We start from the raw sequence: 18126 nt of genomic DNA, 5'->3' as shown, positions 1-18126 counted from the left end.
CCTTGTCAAAACAAACCGTGCTGTGGCGCAGCGTATGAAAAGTGTTGCAGCACAACTTTTTTATCAGTGCTTCTGCACGGAGTATTAGGGAGGTTATTTCTATGAAGAGGAAGTTTTTATCGATTGTACTGACTACAGCTATGGTTGTCACGATGACAGCATGTGGCGTTACTGCACCCGAGGTGCCAACTGAGGAGGCGCCGGCGGCAGAGACGCAGACAGATGCAGCTGAGACGACAGACAATACCGATACCACTACTGACACAGCAGATGCGACCGAAGATATCGCGGACGAGGAGCCCCCGGAAGCAGCGACCCCCGCTGAAGATGCAGTTACACTTGTCATGGCCGAGGTTAATCCCGCAGATACAATCGTTGGAATGACTGATCAGAAGTTCAAGGAAGAGGTTGAGGCCAGATCAAACGGCTCAATCTATATTGACCTTCAGCCGGGAGGTGTTCTTGGAGCTGAGCAGGATGTACTTGATACAATGCTTGGTGGTGGCGGTACAGTTGATATTTCACGAATTTCCGCGTTTTCTCTGACCAATTACGGCGGAAATAAGTCGCTTCTTCTTTCGCTTCCCTATATTTTCACAAGCCGCGAGCATTTCTGGAATTTCGCGACATCAGACCTGGCACAGGAATTCCTGCAGGAGCCCTCTGAAAACGGCAGTGGCGTAAGAGGCCTCTTCTACGGTGAGGAAGGCTTCCGCCATTTCTTTACAAACTATGAAGTAACTGACATCAAGGATTTTGTGGGAAAAAAGATCAGAGTTTCAAACGACCCTGTAATGAACGGTCTTGTTAAGGGTCTTGGAGCTTCTCCCACAGTTGTCAGCTTTACAGAGCTCTATTCGGCGCTCCAGACCGGCGTTGTTGACGGCGCTGAGCAGCCTATCGCCAATTACAAGTCAAACGCATTCCCTGAGGTTGCGGATAACATGATCCTCGACGGACACACTCTTGGCGCAATCCAGGTCATCATCACTGATGAGGCATGGGACAAGCTCTCCGCTGAGCAGCAGGATGTCCTTATGGAGGCAGGAAAAGCGGCTTCTGAGTACAATCGCAAGATCTCCGAGGAAAAAGAGCAAGAGGTTTTGGAGGAACTCAAGGCTGAAGGCGTTAACATCGTTGAGGTTGACGACATCACACCCTGGCAGGAGGCAGTTAAGCCTGTAATCGAAGAAAACATCAAGGGCTTCGAAGATCTTTACCAGCAGATTGTTGACATGCAGTAAATCGGATTCCTGAAACAATCCCGAAATCTGCAACAAAAACACGCAGTGATTCATGGCCGCGGGGTCCAGTAAACATCCCACAAACTAGTATCGGACTTCGCGGTCATGTCACCATAAATGAGGAAATCAGTATGAACTCTTTTTTTACTGCGGTAGATAAGCTTAGGCCCTTTTACGATGCGGCTTACAAGGTTACGTTGTTTGTCTGCAAGCTCATGCTGGTGGCGGATATTCTGATCACCAGCCTGAGTGTCCTTGGCAGGTATATACCGTTTATCCCGGATCCTGCCTGGAGTGAGGAGGTTGTCCTCACGCTGATGGCGTATATGGCGGTGCTTTCTGCGGCTCTTGCAATAAGGCGCGGGGCACATATCCGCATGACGGCCTTCGATGTTTATCTTCCCAAAAAAGTAATCAATATTCTGGATCTTTTAGCTGACGCATTCGTGCTTGTTCTCGCATTTGTGATGCTGACAGTCGGATGGAAATACGCGGTTGCTATCGGCAGCAAGGGAACCTACGTATCAATACCCGGATTCTCCAGATTCTGGATGTATTTCCCGATTCCGGTTGCCGGATTCGCGATGATCATTTTCGAGCTGGAGGCAATCTATAACCATATCAAGGAACTCTGCGCAGTTGAAGAAGGCGCGCAGGATGCCCCGGTAGAGAACAAGTACTCGGCATAGAGGAGGTAAAGATGACTGTCAATACAACTGCCATCACGGTACTGCTCGTCAGTTTTATCGTGATGATTCTATTAAGGTTCCAAATCGCCTACGCGGTAGCGTTGTCATCGATTTTCTGCCTGCTGTATCAGGGACTTCCGCTTACCACAGTCTGCCAGCAGATGGTCAAAGGTATCAGCTCCTTCAGTCTCATGGCGGTCCCGTTTTTCATAACGATGGGTTGCATAATGGGAGTGGGCGGTATATCTGAAAAGTTGATCAAACTGGCTGATGCCTGTGTCGGTTGGATGACCGGTGGAATGGCCATGGTAAACATCGTGGCTTCGTATTTCTTTGGCGGAATATCGGGATCTGCTGCGGCTGACACCGCTTCCCTTGGAAGTATTCTGATTCCCATGATGGTTGATCAGGGTTACGATGACGATTTTTCAACCGCTGTTACAATAACTTCATCCTGTGAGGGCCTGCTGGTTCCTCCCAGTCACAATATGGTCATCTATGCTATGAGCGCAGGAGGAGTATCTGTGGGAAGCCTGTTCCTGGCAGGCTACGTGCCGGGAGCAGTTCTTGCAGTATCGCTGATGATTGGGTCATATATCATAGCAAAAAGACGCCATTATCCAAGAGGTGAAAAGTTCAGTCTTAAGAACTTTTTCAAGCAGCTCGGCGAATCCTTCTGGGCATTGGCTGCGATCATCATAGTGGTCGTTGGCGTAGTGGGAGGAGTTTTCACTGCAACCGAATCCGCAGCCATCGCGGTAATCTACAGCCTTGTAGTCAGCGTTTTTATCTACAAAGGAATGGACATAAAGGGTGTATGGAAGACGCTTGAACAGTGCGTTGACACACTTTCCATCGTGCTGATTCTTATTGCGACTTCAAGCATTTTCGGTTACTGCCTTACAACGCTTCACGTGCCGGATCTCGCATCGAGAGCAATAATCGGCCTCACAAGAAATCCGATATTTATCGCGCTTTTGCTTAACCTGATCCTTCTGGTTCTGGGATGCATCATGGACATGGCGCCCATCATTCTGATCGCGACGCCGATACTCCTTCCCATCGCCACATCGATTGGAATTAACCCTATCCAGTTCGGAATCATGATAGTTTTGAACTGCGGAATCGGCCTTCTTACACCTCCCGTTGGCGGCGTGCTTTTCATAGGCTCCGCTGTGGGAAAAGTGCGGATGGAAAAAGTGGTAAAGGCCACAATGCCTTTCTACCTTTGCATGATCGCGGTGCTGCTTCTCATCACGTTTTTCCCGGTGATAAGCATGGGACTTCCGAACCTTTTCATGAAGTAATAATCCGAGCAGGATGACATAATTAGATAGAAAATAATACAGGGCAGCGTTATAATTATTCCCATAACTATAGCGCTGCTTTTTAGTGAAGGTATGAAAAAACTTAGGGGAATCTGGCAAAAACTGACCATACGGAAAAAGATCAGTCTTTTTACTATAAGTGTCTTTGTGGCGCTTTCTGTTGCGCTGCTCATAGATGTGTGGATCGTGAAGGTCTTCATGATCGATTTCAACAATATAATGGTGAATAATTCAAGAGGCGGAGAGATCGTGACCGCCCTAAACAGGGAGATTGACGCCTTCGACGGGCTGATCCATGACACGGATTCCATGGACCCGGAGACCTTTGAGGTGAGCGTCGCCACTACGAAAAGTGCGATTTATGCGGTGCCCCTTTCATATGCGTCTCTTGGCGACGACAGATACGCGCAGCTCCAGGCGCTTCGGACCGCCTACGAGATCTACGCCGAGAGCCGTAACCGGGTGATTGAAGCGCACATGGCGGACAGCCTCCACGTGGAGGAGCTCTACGATGTTTACAGCATGCAGAGTTACCTGTCGGGTTATGCACGAAAATTCGCCGATACTACGACGCAGCAGGGAAATTTAAGATATCGGGCGCTTTTCCCGGTTGTTCTTAAAGTCCCGTTTATCGCTGCCGCCATCAGTCTTGTGCTGTTTTTGTTTATCCTGAAAATATCGAGGATTTTGAACGGAAGCGTCACGGTGCCTGTAATTAAGCTTGCTAACGCTTCAAGGAAGATCGCGGCTAACGATTTTTTCGTGGATGATGTGGTCGTTACAAATAAAGATGAGCTGGGCGACATGGTCTCAGCTTTTAACAAGATGAAATACGCAACCGGTGAGTATATAAAGGCGATGGAGGAGAGGCGAGAAGCCTTAGATCAGCTCCACGAGCAGGAGATGGAGAATCTTCGGATTGAAAAACAGCTTGATACAATGAATCTGGAGCTCTTAAAAAGTCAGATAAATCCTCACTTTTTGTTCAATACGTTAAACGTGATCGCGGGGAATGCCAATCTGGAGGGGGCCGAGACCACGGAGCAGATGATTGAGGCCCTGAGCTCACTTTTTAGATATAACTTGAAGAACCATTCGAAGGAGGCGCTGCTGTCCCAGGAGCTGAAAATCTCCAGGGATTACATGTACCTTCAGAAGATGCGGTTCGGCAGCCGCGTCGAGTTTGAGATTGACTCGGACGTTGATGAGAACAAGGTCGTTGTGCCGACTTTCACATTTCAGCCGCTCCTGGAAAATGCCATAATCCACGGGATTTCGTCAAAGGTTGAGGGCGGGAAGATTTCCGTCAGCATCAGGGATGAGGGCGGCATGCTGCAAATAAAGGTCGCGGATACGGGCGTCGGGATTGATGAGGAGACGCTGGAGAGTATAAGGCGGCACCTGCAGAGCGCGGAGAAGGCCTTGGCTGATGCTGGTGCTAAGCCAGTGGGTGTCGGGGTCGGAGTTGCTGTCGGGGCTGAGCCTGTGGGTGGTGTTGTTGCAGGGGATGACGAGGATACTGTTGGAATTGGCCTTGGAAATATCAACAAGAGAATCCGCGCCATGTACGAAGGGGCGGCGCTTGATATTTTCAGTAGGGAGAACGAAGGAACTACGGTGACGATCACAATACCGTTGCTGGGAGTGGAGGAACAGTGAGCAAATATAGAATTCTTATGGCGGACGATGAGCCAATTGAGAGACAGGTTGTAAATAAGAAGATCATGCGATTTTTCCCGGATCTGGCTGAGGTCCACCTGGCTGAAAACGGCCTGCGGGCAGTGGAGCTCTACGAGGAGAAAAAGTGCCAGGTCGCGATTCTCGACATATCAATGCCGGGGATGAACGGCCTTGAGGTGGCTTCCATAATAAGGAACAGGCATCCCGATGCGTCGATTATTTTCCTGACGGCATTTGATGAGTTCAGCTACGCGAAGAAGGCCATTGAGGTTCGGGCGCTGGATTATCTGCTAAAACCGGGCTCCGACGCGGATCTTGTGAATGTGCTGGAGGAGGCCTTCAGGCACTGTGACATGAAGAGGAGGAGCACAGATGCCGGGAGGGCTTCTGCGGAGGTGCGCGGGGAGCGCGTTGATTCTTGGGATGGTGAGGTGCGTGGCGTGGCCGACGGATGCAGGAATCTTCAGTTTTCGGATGTCGAGGCCGGAGGTTGCAGGGATGATGTGCCGGAGCCCAACTCCTTTATGAAAAAAGTTCGCGAATATATCGATGAGAATTTCCAGGATGACATCGCCCTTCAGGATATTGCGGGCGCCTTCGGCTATTCCGATGTGTATTTTTGCAAACTTTTCAAGCAGAATTTCGAGGTGAATTTCATCACCTTTTTGAATGATTACAGGATGGAGCGTGCGAAGGAATTTCTTGCAGATCCCTTGATAAACATCAAGGATATCAGCCAGAAAGCGGGATACCGCGACGCCAACTATTTTACAAGAGTGTTCAAGCGAAGTGTGGGAATGACGCCAAGTGAGTACAGGAGCGAAGTGGGTAATACATGAAGAAATACGGGAAACTAATCACAATTTTCATATGTATATTTGTGGTGGTGGCGGCTATTGTGGGTGCTGTGTTCCTTCGTGGCCGCGCCAGCGCGGAGAAGGAGCCGGAGTTTGTCTTTTTGTATGCTGAGAACCAGGCCGAGGATTATCCGACAACCATCGGAGACCAGTATTTTGCTAAGCTCGTGTACAAGAAAACCGACGGCAGGATCAAGATCCTCGTTAAGTACAACGCAGAGCTGGGGAAGGAGAGCGAGGTTATCCAGCAGATGAAGTACGGCGGAATCGCTTTCGCGAGGGTTTCGCTGTCGCAGCTTGCCGAGTACATTCCGGAGATGAATGTGCTGCAGATGCCTTATCTTTACAGCAGTTCCGAGCATATGTGGCGCGTGCTTGACGGGGAGATAGGTGACGAATTCCTGGAAAAGCCTGAAGTTTACGGACTTCGCGGACTTTCCTGGTACGACGCCGGAGCCCGCAATTTTTATAGTACAAAGCCAATTCGGAGCCTCGAGGATGTGCGGGGCATGACCATCCGCGTCCAGGAGTCGGAGATGATGGCGGACATGGTGTCTGCCCTTGGCGCCACGCCCTCGAAGATCGTGTATTCCGAGGTGTACTCCGCCTTCGAGAAGGGAATCGTGGACGGCGCTGAAAACAACTGGCCTTCCTATGAATCCATGAAGCACTACCTCGTGGCAAACTATTACACGATAGATGAGCACACCAGGGTTCCCGAGCTTCAGATCTGCTCAAGCGCGATCTGGGATCAGCTTTCCCCCGAGGATCAGGCAATCATGATGGAATGTGCCCGCGAATCCGCGGTTTACGAGCGCCAGCTCTGGGCCGAGCGCGAAAAGAGCTCCCGCAGCATCGCCGAAGAAAACGGCATCACTGTCATCGAACTCAGTTCCAGGGAGAAGGAGCGCTTCCGCGAGGCCATGTCCGGAGTTTACACAAAATACTGCAGTGATCAGATGGATGTGCTGCAGAAAATAATGGACTATTGAATGGAATGAGTCAGGGGAGTCAGGGTGAGTCAGGGTGAGTCAGGGCGACGGTACTTCCCTGTGGGCAGTAACTTTTAACAGGGATTTCGCAGTCGGTTTTACAGCCCTTATGGGCAACAGGCACGCTATCGGCGAGGCTTTCCAGATTACAGGCGATGAGATTCTCTCCTGGAACCAGATTTATCAGACGATCGCAGATGCTCTCGGAGTGGAGCTAAAGCCCTACTATGTGGCTTCAGAGTTTCTTGCAGAGGCGGGAGAGGCCTACGGCTACGACTTTAGAGGAAGTCTTATCGGGGATAAGTCCGTGTCGGTTGTCTTTGACAACAGCAAGTTGAAGCGCCTTGCCCCTGACATGACGACCACCATTCCGTTCCACAAGGGAGTTAGAATAGCGCTTGAATATGTTCTTTCTCATGAGGATAAGTATGAGGAGGATCCCGAGTTTGGCAGCTTCTGTGATGCTGTGATAGATGCGTGTGAAAAAGCGAAGGCTGAGATTATTAAGATAAAGAAATGAAAAATTAAATTATACATTTAGTTTCATTTTAGGCTCATGATTTATATTTCTCTTGAAACGTAAATAGAATTCAGGAGGAGGATCATGTCCAAAAAGAGCAGAAAACTAACATCCTTTTTACTCGCTGTGATGATATTCATAGGAGTTTTGGGCACTGAGAATATCAGTGCGGAAGCTGCAGACAACGTGCAGTATTATTACGATGACGTAGTCGTATACAACAGGTGGAACACCAGCTACTACAACTTTGGGGAGCTGTCCAAGGGCGGAAGAACAAGTACAAACAAGGTTAAGACCATTAAATTTGAGTATGGCACGTATGATGAATACTTTTTTACGCTTGGAAAAAGGCTCTATTCAGGCGATGTTGAGAGCATCACAATACAGGTTTCCAATCAGACGGATTGGATCTATGTGAGATTGTACGACAACCTGGATCTGGTAGTAGAGAGCAGTAAGGAAGATTTCGCGGATCAGCAGGACATCCCGATAGTTGTTGTTCCCGGTACAGGCACCATCAATGATGAAGAGGACTACTATTTTCAGTACATAGGTTTCATGGCGAAAAGCGGAACCAAGATAGAAATTGAGTCTATCACCATTAACATGAAGGAGGGCTATACAGAGGCTACTGACGACGATACAAGTGAAGACACGCAGCAGGCAATAGATGAGGCTTACGCCAAGTATTCAGAGATCCTCGACGCAGCATTAGAGGCATACAGCGCATACGAGGAGGCCCACGCCGCATATCTGAGCACAGTTTCCGAGGCAAACAAAACTGCAAGCGATGAAACTCTGGCGGCTGCGCAGGAATATGTAGAGGCCGCAAATACTGCAAAAGACGCCGCTAGTGAGGCTGCCCAAAGAGCGCAGGCTGCTTTGGCAGAGTTTGCGACTATTGCGGAAGGTACCGATAATTCTGACATCAGCAATTATTATACCTGGGTGTGCTACTATGCTGAGCGAGCAGCAACTCTTGCGGAGAATGCCGCTTCTGATGCTGAGAGCGCAGAAAATATTTCTCTGATCATTCAGAGTACATTAAATCAGGAAACTACAGAGGAAACCGCAGCCCAGGCTGCAGCCATAGCTAAGGTTGCTTCCAATGCTGCATTGGAGCTGGCAGAAGACGCCAAGTCCGATGCCGCATATGCTCTGAACAAGGCAGAAGAGTTAACTACTGATTCATCCGATGAAGAGATTGAGTCAGCACTTGAGGTTGCTGAAGCCGCAGAGAGTGCAGCAAACAGCGCGGCAGATAATGTAGCGGTTGCTATGGAAAAAGCGGATGAAGCACTGAGCGCTGCTTCTGATGTAGATAGTGACAGCTGTAAGGAAATTGCTGAGAAAGCGGCAGCGACTGCCGAAGAGGCTGCGACTACGGCAAGCGAAGCCCTTGAAATAGCAACAAACGCTAAAACAATATTGGAAGATCTGTTAGAGAGTAAGGCAAATGCAGACGAGTCATCCGAAACTGATGATGTGGATGGAACTTCGGACATCGGGGCAGGAGATGATGAAACCGCAGATGACGAAACTGCGGATGATGAGTCATCCGACGAAGATACAGCTTTAATAGACGGAACGGATATTGCAGATTCTCTGCTTGACGCTGGATTGGATTCCATCGAGATTGTTGAAGTTTCGGAGGAAGAGCTCACAGATGATGACACGTCAATAACTGAGGAAGACGATGAATCTTCAGAGGACGGCACTGCGACAACTGAAGAAGGCGACGAATCCTCAGAGGACGGCACTGCAACAACCGATGAAAGCGATGAATCTTCAGAGGACGCCGAGGCAATAACTGATGAAACCGACGATTCCTCAGAAGAATTCAGTGAAGCCGACATTTTATCTGAATTTGGTTCAGGTAGTGATACTTCAGTATCCATCTCAAACAGCGGCGATACCGTGACATATTCTCAGACCGATTCTGCAAAGCAGGAGAATACGCTCAGCGTAACCGTTAAAAAGAAAGTTGCGAAGATCAAGTTCAGTGACAGCAAAAAGAAGATCAAGGTAAAGATTTCAAAGCTTCTGAAGATCAGCGACGCGAAGGGCACTGTCACATATAAGAAGGTTAAGGGAAACAGCAAGATTAAGATAAATTCAAAGACCGGAGTGATAACCATCAAGAAGGGGCTTAAAAAAGGAAAAACCTACACAATAAAGATTGCGGTTACCGCTTCAGGTGATGATACCTTTAATGCAGTAACCAAGATTGTTACCGTAAAATTCAAATTGAAATGATAAAAACAGGGAGCCTGCGAGTAATTGATATGATCCCCCTTAAGTGGACAGGGTAAATAACCAAAACTACTTAAGGGGGATTTTTATGGCTAACAGAAAGTATGCACACGAATGGATATTGGACAGAGTAAAAGAATATCTTAATGGAGAAGGATCCTATGGATCAATTGCTAAAACATATGGTATAGCCAAGCACACTTTACAAAAGTGGGTTGCTTCCTACAAAGAGCATGGAGCAGAAGCATTATTACCTAAAACTGGTAATACAAGTTATAGCAAAGAATTCAAGATGCAGTGTGTAGAAAAGGTGCTACGTGGTGAGCTTTCAGTAGATGATTGCACCACCAAGTATCAATAAGCCGTATAAAACGACCTTGTAAATGGTATCGCTCTTTACTGAACTTGCCAGTTTTAGGGCTGATAACATCATTTGCATAGAGCTCACCCACATCGCTGCTATACTTAGTTACATTGCGCTCTTCACAGAAAGCTTTGAACCTCCTGACAGCGCCTTGATAATTGAAGATGGTTGAAGCATTATACCCAGCATCTTCTAAAGCACTAATAAGTAGCTTGCAAACAGTGTCTATATCCATCTTGAAGCACCTCCTTATATTTGATGCTTCAAGTATAGAACACTATACCGAAGAAATTTGGAAAAGTGGCTTGATTTCAGGCATACTGCCAAAACTTCGGCATAGTATTTTCTTCGGTATAGTCGGTCAGTCCTATCTCAAACAGGCGGTGGAATACTTCCTTACCGAGACCTGTCTCAAGATAGTTGAACCAGTAGATCACGGATTCAGCCTTGCAGTCCGGCATAAGAAAAATGATCATTACTGAGTTTTTCCTGAACAGCATAGTCAGCATTACCTTTCCGTATCCGCGCTTTCCTTTTACCGTGTCCATCTCGAATACCCTTGAATCAGACTTGCCTTCCATATATGCCTTGAAATCGTCATATGAACGGTTCTGTCTGTAAGCCTGGGTAAGGATGCCGGATTCTTCTTTTTTCTTCCGGCGGTGCTTATAGCCTGCCTGACGGCGGAGGTCTATATTCCTGACATCAAGAATGCCCATGTCTATATATTTGTAGGCAGTCCTGCTGGTTATGGGAAGCTCATCCTCATGGACGGCGAATATATGCGCAATAGGCTGACCTTTCTTTATCCCGGTTGTTTTTAGCCAAAAAACCAGCCGTTGACTCAAAAGTACATACGCCGTCAAGCATAGAAATTTACTTTGATTACAAGAATATAGACAAGAAAAGATATGAACATGGAAAGATATTTCAACCTGACCGTTGTATATCTAATAGATATACATTAAAATAAAGACAGAAAGAGAGGTGATATGTATGGCAAACAAAACAGCAACCATCCTGGCAAGAGTTGAGCCTGAAGTAAAAGAAGAAGCAGAGGAGATTCTGAGCCAGCTTGGTATATCAAGCTCTGTAGTCATAAATGCACTTTATAAGAAAATAATAAGAACAAGGGGAATACCTTTTACATTCGACTTATCTACTAATCCTGTAGCCAGGGATGAAATGACTGACAGGGAATTCGACATTATGATGGAAAGAGGCCTTTCGCAGGCAAAAAATAATGAGAGCCGCCCTGCAAAAGATGTTATTTCTGACATTAAAAAGGATATAAGGGAGTGGACACGTTGAACAGATTTGAAGTTAGACTGACCAGGCAGGCGGAAGAACAGCTTCGAGGTATTGCATGGCATATAGCAGTTGTATTGAAAAATCCGGATGCTGCAGAGACTCTTATGGATTCATTTGATGAACTTCTAGAAAATCTTTCAGTAAACCCTGAAAAATGGTTTCTTGTAGATGAAGAACCATGGAGAACGGAAGGAGTAAGGAAAACAAATATTGGAAATTATCTTGTTTATTTCTGGATTGATGTTGAGCACGCTGCGGTGCAGGTTACCGGTATTGTTCACAGTTCAAGGGATCAGGATAAATATTTAAAGCAGATGATTTTAGAAGAATGATTCTTTGAAATTATGCAGTTTCTTATTCGCGATAGGAAATATCGAAAAAACGGATTGGGATTTTATGATGAATATGATCTTTTGGGAACTCCTACATATGTTGTCATGGAGAATAAAAATGTAATCAATATATACAGGTCATAAAAAATATGTATAGTCTGTACTAAATTGACTTTTTAATAATAATTTAATGAAATTTTAATCTAAAAGCACTGCTTGGATAATGGTGTCTTTAGAGTTAATTGCGATAATTATTATGTATAAGTGTTGTTATTTGGAATTAGTGAAAAGCTTTTATTTGAAATAATAAAGTTTTTTATCAGAAGGAGGCTTGACAGACATGCGGAAAAGGCCTACGCTTTCACAGCACAGCACAGCACAGCACAGCACAGCACAGCACAGCACAGTAAGGTAAACTGCGCCTTTTTGTCTTGCTCTAAAACTGAATACAACATTCGTGATGGATAACCGTCGGATTTGACGGGGTTACTATACCCTGTCAGGTTCGGCGTTTTTTTATGCAATAACACAAAATGGAGGTACACATTTATGAAGATCAAAAAGAGAATCCTTTTCCTCGCCCTGACGGGTGCGATGACACTCGGCCTGATGCAGGGGATGAGCATGACGGCATTGGCAGAGGGAGACACCAGCACCTACACCCTCACCATTCCGTCCACGCTGACGGTAGCAAACAGTGGCTGGAACGCAACCGATGGTATTTCAGCTACGGGCACGTTGGCAAGTGGCAAGAAGCTGTCTGTGACTGCATCTTCTGCAAATAGCTGGGCGCTTGTGTCTGGCAGCAATTCCGTGGGCTACACGCTTGCAACTGCGTCCGCCGATACGACGGCGACTACATCTTGGGCGTTTACAGAGCTTAGCAGCACAGCAATCACAAAGCCTATGGGTATCATTGTGGAAGATTACAGTTCCAAGCCCGCAGGTACTTATCAAGACACTGTGACCTTTACCGCAAGCGTGGATAACGCACCCACTTTGAACGTTGAGACCATGAGTTTTACAAGCTGGGGAGTGAGTAGTCTTACTACCACATCTTCACATAACGTATTTCAATATTATACTTCAACCAAAGATAATGATGCAGTTATCAACAAAAATGCAACAAATAAGTTTACTGCCATGGGCAGCTATAAAATATATAAAATTGTTATTAGCGGTACTACCTATCAAGTTTACGGAACCGGCTGGTCTGGGAACACTTATACGAGCAGTGACGGCGCTACAGAGATTGCTGTTAATACGAACAGCTACATTAGCGGAGATTCAAGCAACCCGCTTGTCTTTACTGTGTATTATGAGTGAGTGTAGCTGCAAATGATCAGAATACAGAGAACTCTCGAGGTCTTTCTCGTGCTCACACTGTTGCTGGCGCTGACGGCCTGCGGCAGCGATGGAGACAAGGTGGAGCGGTTTGCGGAAGCTTCGCCCGGTAGCGGAACGAACATCGCCATACCAGGCTATGAGACACTGAGCTTCGCGGCGGGCAAGACCGCGCAGACCGTGCGGCTCACAGACCCGCCTGAGAACGCCTGCATCTTTGTCCTCAGCCTCGTGCTGAACGACGGCGAAACCATTTGGACGGGCGAGGCACTATCTCCCGGAGAGGAATTTACCCGCATCACGCTGAATAAGGCGCTGGACAAGGGCGAATACCCTGCGACGATCCATTACGACTGCTATAGCATAGAAGACAATACACCGCTCAACGGAGCGGAGATTAAGCTTACACTTGAAGTAAAGTAACCTACATGAAAGAGGTGTGTATATGAAAGCAAAGAGAATTTTGAGCATTGTCCTCACATTGGTGATACTGATGGGAACGTTTTCCAGCATGAGGTTGACCGCATATGCGGAAAGCAACACAACTACGATCACGTCGCCCGCTACGACGGGAACGATGACGATTACGCTAATCATTAAGGCTGATCCGGCTGCGGCAGATTTTGATGTAACGCTGCCGACATCCCTTGCTTACGATGGAACGGCCAAAACGACCTCAGCGACAGCCAAAAGCACTGTGACCGGAATGGGTACAATCACGGTTGAGTATTACAAGAATGGCACGAAGGTAGACAGTGCTGTTGAAATTGGTGACTATACTGTAAAGCTGAACGTGGCATCCGGTACGCATTACAACGCGGGTACTGTTGAGAATGCTGACTGGAAATTCACGATAACGAAGGAAATAGCAACCGTCACGAAGGCTCCGACAGCAAAGTCTCTGACATACACCGATTCAGCACAGGAACTTGTGACCGCTGGAACAGCTATCGGCGGTACGATGCAGTACGCACTAGGCAAGGATGCTACAAATGCTCCAACAGATGGATGGTCAGGTGATGTTCCAAAGGGTACCGACGCCAGAACCTACTATGTATGGTATAAGGTAGTAGGAGATGATAATCATACAGATTCTGAACCTGCTTGTGTTACAGTCACAATAGAAGAGCAGAAGCAAAGCCAGAATGAAGGTGATGATACGCAGCAGAATCCTGATGGAACCAAGACTGTTACAAAAGAGAATGCTGATGGCAAAACAATATCAGTTACCAATTACAGCAAGACTGATGAACAGATTTCACAATTTGTCTTCAAAAAGGCTAATGGTACAAAATTAGACCTCAAAAATGTAAACAGTAAGAACCTCAAAAACGTAGTCGTTCCGGCTACAGTAAAAGCAAACGGCAAGACCTACAAAGTTACAAGAATCCGCAAGGGATTTCTCAAAAACTGTAAGCAGGCAACAAAAGTTGATATAGGAAAAAATGTTAACATTATCGACAAGAACGCCTTCAATTACGGTAAGAAGGTCAAGAAAGTCGTAATAAGAGGAAAGCTTAAGAAGGTTGGAAAGGGTGCCTTTAAGAACACCAAGAAGAATGTGATCATAAAGGTGCAAACTAATGCCAAAAACTTTGAGAAAAACAAAAAACTTCTTGAAAAATCAGGCCTTCCTAAGAACGCAACAGTTAAGAGAGAAAAGAATAAGAAGTAAGTTTAACCCTCCTGTCATTATTTCGCAGTAATGGCAGGAGGACTTTTATGCTGTTTTGACTTAGTGACATATTGTGGAAGGGGCAAGATAAATGGATCCTGTATTTGCTCAAAAAACCTCTATACCTTTGATGAGATAGAGGTTTGATTTTTGTATGTTAGTTTGCCAGAATACTTTATAAATTAAAACTCTGCCCTTTATGCCTTTCATAATCATCAATGTATAGACGATAGTATTGAAGGATAGTATCACTATCAAGTCCGCATATATCACACGTAACGGGCACGTTCTTAGACTGATTAAATACAGTGTTGCGGAATGTTCTGTGAATTGACTCCGGTGTCAGATGCTCTTTGCCATCAAAAGCTGCTTCTGAGTACTTTTTGATCATTAACTCTACAGAGCGTATCCTGGTTGATTTGAGCGCATAAAGAAGTTCTTCCGTATTATGCCTGCAGAGTATGACTCTTATGATATGGTTGACTGCTTTTTATTCGCAAAATATATGTCTATCATAGGCAAGGGCATTTTCTCACTGTCAGAAAACGATGTTAACACCTTACATTACGTGGACAGTATCCGTGATTCGGATATGACACTGCTCGCAATATGCTTCACATGGATAATGCAGGGCTTCGAAGAGCCCAGTGATGCTATCAGCGCAGACTGCCTTGGACACAACATCCGGCCTGTAATGCAAAGAAATTTACGGTCATATACTCTGGAAGATATTACTTGTGTAGGTGGTGTACGTTTTTACGAAATTGGCGAATCTGAAGCAGATAAAGTTTATCTTAAACTTTTCATCATGTCAGATATGATAGATGACCTATGGATCCAGTTCAAGAAATCAGCAACGTCTACAGGCGGAGTATATATATCTGATCCATGGAACACACTAATAATCCCGACATATCAGGTATTGTATCTGAAACATGAAGATATGTATGAAATAAGGAAATGCTAGCTGTTACTCTGTTGGAATTGACGAGGTAGGGCTAAAGTGTTATATTGTAACTAGAAAATAGTTGCAAGAGGAATTACTGTGCCAAAGAAATCAAAATTACTAGAAAAATTACTGTCAAAACCCGCACCGACAAGTTTTACAATAAGAGAACTGGACGCACTTATGAAGCAATGTGGCTGCGAAAAGTTCGAGGGCGGAAGAGGATCAGGAATAGGCTATTATCATGTTGAAACAAAGCGCATCCTTCAATTTGACGGTCCACACCCAGGCAATGAGCTGTACAGGTATCACGTAAAGATGGTCATAGCATTTCTTAAGGAAGTAGGTGAGATAGAATGATAAGTTCACTGATGGAATACAATGGATATCATGCAAAAGTAGAATTTGACCAGGAAGATCAGATATTCATAGGTCACGTTCTTGGCATCAATGACTCTCTGAATTTTCATGGAGAATCAGTAAAAGAGCTTACACAGTCCCTGCATGATTGTATAGATAATTACCTTGATTACTGCCAGAAGATAGGAAAAGATCCTGAACGAGAATTTAAAGGCTCATTCAATGTTCGCATTAAGCCTGAGCAGCATAAGAAAATTGCATTATATGCTGCCAATGAAGGAATCACAATAAACCAGTTTGTATCCAGAGCTATTGATGATGAACTGGACATCCTAGAAGGTTAGCCCAAAGACGCAATATTTTTGTTAATTCGCCGATTCGAGAACTGATAACTAAAGATGGATTTTATAATGGAAAGGCCTTGATGACAAGGCTTTTCTTTATTTGTTTCAACTATTAAAAAATAAGGGTATGAAACCTTTTCTGAGCAAATTAGATATGATGAGTTTAAAAAAGTTGTGGAGAAAATTAGGACATTATAATCTGTAGAAGTGATTCATTTCGCTGATTAGATTTCAGTTAAAACTGACTAAGACAAACTAAAGATTTAGGGGCTGAACTAAGTGATAACTATTAAAGAATCAACATATGATGATATCAAGAATATACAAAACCTGTGGGCAGATGAAGACGTCATGCAGTATATCTGGCCAGGAGGATTGCATGAGACAGGGGAAGCAGTACGAGAATGGTTAGATAGATTCATATCTGCAAGACCAAAGCAAAATCATTATTCAATTTTTGAAGATGGCAAATACTGCGGTGAGACTCAATATCGTATTGATTCGGAAACTAAAAATGCTTCTTTGGATATTAAGTTATTTGAATTTGCCAGGGGCCGAGGGATTGCAACGCAGGCGCTACTATACTCTATTCAAGAAGCTTTTAAACAAGGAGCTGAAAATCTGTGGGTTGATCCCCATCCAGCTAATGCCAAGGCAATAAATTTGTACCGTAAGTTGGGATTTATTCAGAAAGAAATGCCTGAGTATGTTATTGCTTTAGGAGAAGATCCTTCTCTTTATATTTACATGGAACTGGGTAAAAAAGAATTCAATGATAAGTTTGAAAAATCTTGCGGGGCAATAGTATACACTATAGACGGTGGAGTAATAAAATATCTTTTAGTTGAGGAGATGAGCGGATCTCACAGCTTTCCAAAAGGACATATGGAAGAAGGCGAGACTGAAATAGAAACTGCGCTTCGTGAAATAAAGGAAGAAACAAATCTGAAAGTCGAGTTAGACACTGAATTTAGAGCAAGCGAACAGTATACGCTTTCTGAAAAACCTGGAGTGACAAAGCAGGTAGTTTATTTCCTTGCTAAGTATAAAGACTCATCTCCGAGCATAACAAGACCAGACGAGGTCAAAGCTCTGAAGATTCTTAAACTTGAAGATGCTATCAATACCATAGAATATGATAACAAAAAAGAGATGCTTAAAAAGGCTGATAGCTATCTTAAGAGTAAGGCAGAGAATACTTTTTAAATTTCAGTATATATGACAATAGAGAGGTTGATATGAATTTTCTATTTGTAGCACTTGGTGGTGCCTTGGGTGCAGTAGCGCGATATGCAATAAGTCTGATTCCTGTTAAGACTTATTTTCCGATATTAACTCTGATTACAAATATCCTCGGTGCCATACTAATTGGATTCGTTGTTGGAATTACCAGTAACCGAGAAAGTGTATCTGATAATACCATTCTTTTCTGGAAGACAGGGGTGTGTGGAGGTTTTACCACATTCTCTACATTTTCCCTTGAAGCTTTTAATTTGTTTGAGAAGAAACAATATATGAATGGCGGATTATATGTGGTACTGAGTTGTTGTTGCTGCATATTTGGAATTCTATGCGGAAAGAAACTTGCGACGATAATAAAACTTTGAATTTCAGGATAATGAAATAAGCAAATCGGGATTAGTGGAGTAGAACATGGATAAAAAAAGGGCTTTGTCTGGCGCCATAATATTTATAACCCTGATGGGAATCGTAAGTCTGTTTTCGGACATGACTCATGAAGGCGCCAGAAGCATATTGGGCGAATATCTGAACCTCGCAGGGGCATCCGCTGCAACCATCGGATTTGTGTCCGGTATAGGAGAATTGTGCGGGTATTCACTAAGGCTCATATCCGGATTTATAGCAGATAAAACGAAGAAATACTGG

General features: G+C 45.0%; 21 protein-coding genes and 1 pseudogene. 20 read left to right on the top strand and 2 right to left on the bottom strand.

Annotation, left to right across the window (positions count from 1 at the left end; translation table 11 throughout):
* Positions 1-101 precede the first annotated feature (101 nt).
* From G630_RS0112360 to G630_RS21770, 9 genes are all read left to right on the top strand, one after another.
* Positions 102-1244, top strand: coding sequence for a TRAP transporter substrate-binding protein (locus tag G630_RS0112360; protein ID WP_026498742.1), 1143 nt, complete (start codon positions 102-104; stop codon positions 1242-1244).
* A gap of 131 nt (positions 1245-1375) precedes the next feature.
* Positions 1376-1933 carry a TRAP transporter small permease gene (locus tag G630_RS0112355; RefSeq protein ID WP_026498741.1) on the top strand — a complete coding sequence of 186 codons (558 nt, stop codon included), beginning with the start codon at positions 1376-1378 and terminating at the stop codon, positions 1931-1933.
* Between the two features lie 11 nt (positions 1934-1944).
* Positions 1945-3240 carry a TRAP transporter large permease gene (locus tag G630_RS0112350; protein ID WP_026498740.1) on the top strand — a complete coding sequence of 432 codons (1296 nt, stop codon included), beginning with the start codon at positions 1945-1947 and terminating at the stop codon, positions 3238-3240.
* 93 nt (positions 3241-3333) lie between these two features.
* Complete coding sequence (locus tag G630_RS0112345; RefSeq protein WP_026498739.1) at positions 3334-4920, top strand: sensor histidine kinase; 1587 nt, start codon at positions 3334-3336, stop codon at positions 4918-4920.
* A 17-nt stretch (positions 4921-4937) separates the two neighbouring features.
* The gene (locus G630_RS0112340) at positions 4938-5780 is read left to right on the top strand and encodes a response regulator transcription factor (protein ID WP_044959280.1); all 843 of its coding nucleotides are present in this window, start codon (positions 4938-4940) and stop codon (positions 5778-5780) included.
* Positions 5777-6790, top strand: coding sequence for a TRAP transporter substrate-binding protein (locus G630_RS0112335; protein WP_026498737.1), 1014 nt, complete (start codon positions 5777-5779; stop codon positions 6788-6790). Before G630_RS0112340 ends, G630_RS0112335 begins: the two co-directional genes overlap by 4 nt.
* Positions 6791-6824: 34 nt before the next feature.
* Positions 6825-7310, top strand: a complete 486-nt coding sequence (locus G630_RS21775) for a hypothetical protein (protein ID WP_196805788.1) — start codon at positions 6825-6827, stop codon at positions 7308-7310.
* 84 nt (positions 7311-7394) lie between these two features.
* Positions 7395-9566, top strand: a complete 2172-nt coding sequence (locus tag G630_RS0112325) for a hypothetical protein (protein ID WP_026498736.1) — start codon at positions 7395-7397, stop codon at positions 9564-9566.
* Between the two features lie 85 nt (positions 9567-9651).
* Positions 9652-9924 carry a helix-turn-helix domain-containing protein gene (locus tag G630_RS21770; RefSeq protein ID WP_049946201.1) on the top strand — a complete coding sequence of 91 codons (273 nt, stop codon included), beginning with the start codon at positions 9652-9654 and terminating at the stop codon, positions 9922-9924.
* Between the two features lie 314 nt (positions 9925-10238).
* On the opposite strand, the gene G630_RS21765 is transcribed toward G630_RS21770, so the two are convergent.
* Complete coding sequence (locus tag G630_RS21765) at positions 10239-10775, bottom strand: hypothetical protein (RefSeq protein WP_049946200.1); 537 nt, start codon at positions 10773-10775, stop codon at positions 10239-10241.
* A 148-nt stretch (positions 10776-10923) separates the two neighbouring features.
* On the opposite strand from G630_RS21765, the gene G630_RS0112310 reads away from it, so the two are divergent.
* The 5 genes from G630_RS0112310 (at position 10924) to G630_RS0112280 (ending at position 14589) form a co-directional block, all read left to right on the top strand.
* Complete coding sequence (locus G630_RS0112310; protein WP_026498735.1) at positions 10924-11238, top strand: type II toxin-antitoxin system RelB/DinJ family antitoxin; 315 nt, start codon at positions 10924-10926, stop codon at positions 11236-11238.
* On the top strand, positions 11235-11570 hold the full coding sequence (locus G630_RS0112305) for a type II toxin-antitoxin system RelE/ParE family toxin (RefSeq protein WP_026498734.1): 336 nt from the start codon (positions 11235-11237) through the stop codon (positions 11568-11570). The genes G630_RS0112310 and G630_RS0112305 overlap by 4 nt, the downstream gene beginning before the upstream one ends.
* Positions 11571-12119: 549 nt before the next feature.
* The gene (locus G630_RS0112290; protein WP_026498732.1) at positions 12120-12896 is read left to right on the top strand and encodes a hypothetical protein; all 777 of its coding nucleotides are present in this window, start codon (positions 12120-12122) and stop codon (positions 12894-12896) included.
* 12 nt (positions 12897-12908) lie between these two features.
* Positions 12909-13337, top strand: coding sequence for a hypothetical protein (locus G630_RS21760; protein ID WP_049946199.1), 429 nt, complete (start codon positions 12909-12911; stop codon positions 13335-13337).
* A gap of 22 nt (positions 13338-13359) precedes the next feature.
* Positions 13360-14589, top strand: a complete 1230-nt coding sequence (locus tag G630_RS0112280) for a leucine-rich repeat protein (protein WP_026498731.1) — start codon at positions 13360-13362, stop codon at positions 14587-14589.
* 175 nt (positions 14590-14764) lie between these two features.
* Here the strand turns inward: G630_RS0112280 and G630_RS0112275 are convergent, their stop codons facing one another.
* Positions 14765-14980: a hypothetical protein gene (locus G630_RS0112275; protein WP_026498730.1), complete on the bottom strand. Its 216-nt coding sequence runs from the start codon at positions 14978-14980 to the stop codon at positions 14765-14767.
* Between the two features lie 57 nt (positions 14981-15037).
* On the opposite strand from G630_RS0112275, the gene G630_RS0112270 reads away from it, so the two are divergent.
* The 6 genes and pseudogenes from G630_RS0112270 to G630_RS21750 form a co-directional block, all read left to right on the top strand.
* Complete coding sequence (locus G630_RS0112270; RefSeq protein ID WP_026498729.1) at positions 15038-15556, top strand: hypothetical protein; 519 nt, start codon at positions 15038-15040, stop codon at positions 15554-15556.
* Between the two features lie 78 nt (positions 15557-15634).
* The gene (locus G630_RS0112265) at positions 15635-15895 is read left to right on the top strand and encodes a type II toxin-antitoxin system HicA family toxin (protein WP_022762335.1); all 261 of its coding nucleotides are present in this window, start codon (positions 15635-15637) and stop codon (positions 15893-15895) included.
* Positions 15892-16239 (top strand): type II toxin-antitoxin system HicB family antitoxin, encoded by a 348-nt coding sequence (locus tag G630_RS0112260; protein ID WP_026498728.1) that lies wholly within the window; start codon positions 15892-15894, stop codon positions 16237-16239. The genes G630_RS0112265 and G630_RS0112260 overlap by 4 nt, the downstream gene beginning before the upstream one ends.
* Before the next feature lie 279 nt (positions 16240-16518).
* Positions 16519-17445: a GNAT family N-acetyltransferase gene (locus G630_RS23655; RefSeq protein ID WP_013282472.1), complete on the top strand. Its 927-nt coding sequence runs from the start codon at positions 16519-16521 to the stop codon at positions 17443-17445.
* Positions 17446-17477: 32 nt separating this feature from the next.
* Positions 17478-17846 carry a fluoride efflux transporter CrcB gene (gene crcB, locus G630_RS0112245; protein ID WP_013282473.1) on the top strand — a complete coding sequence of 123 codons (369 nt, stop codon included), beginning with the start codon at positions 17478-17480 and terminating at the stop codon, positions 17844-17846.
* A gap of 46 nt (positions 17847-17892) precedes the next feature.
* A pseudogene (locus G630_RS21750) lies at positions 17893-18126 on the top strand (MFS transporter); the annotation flags it as partial.

The sequence above is a fragment of the Butyrivibrio sp. WCD2001 genome (assembly GCF_000424485.1).
Lineage (GTDB): Bacteria > Bacillota > Clostridia > Lachnospirales > Lachnospiraceae > Butyrivibrio.
This window is presented reverse-complemented; position numbering and strand designations above follow the sequence as displayed.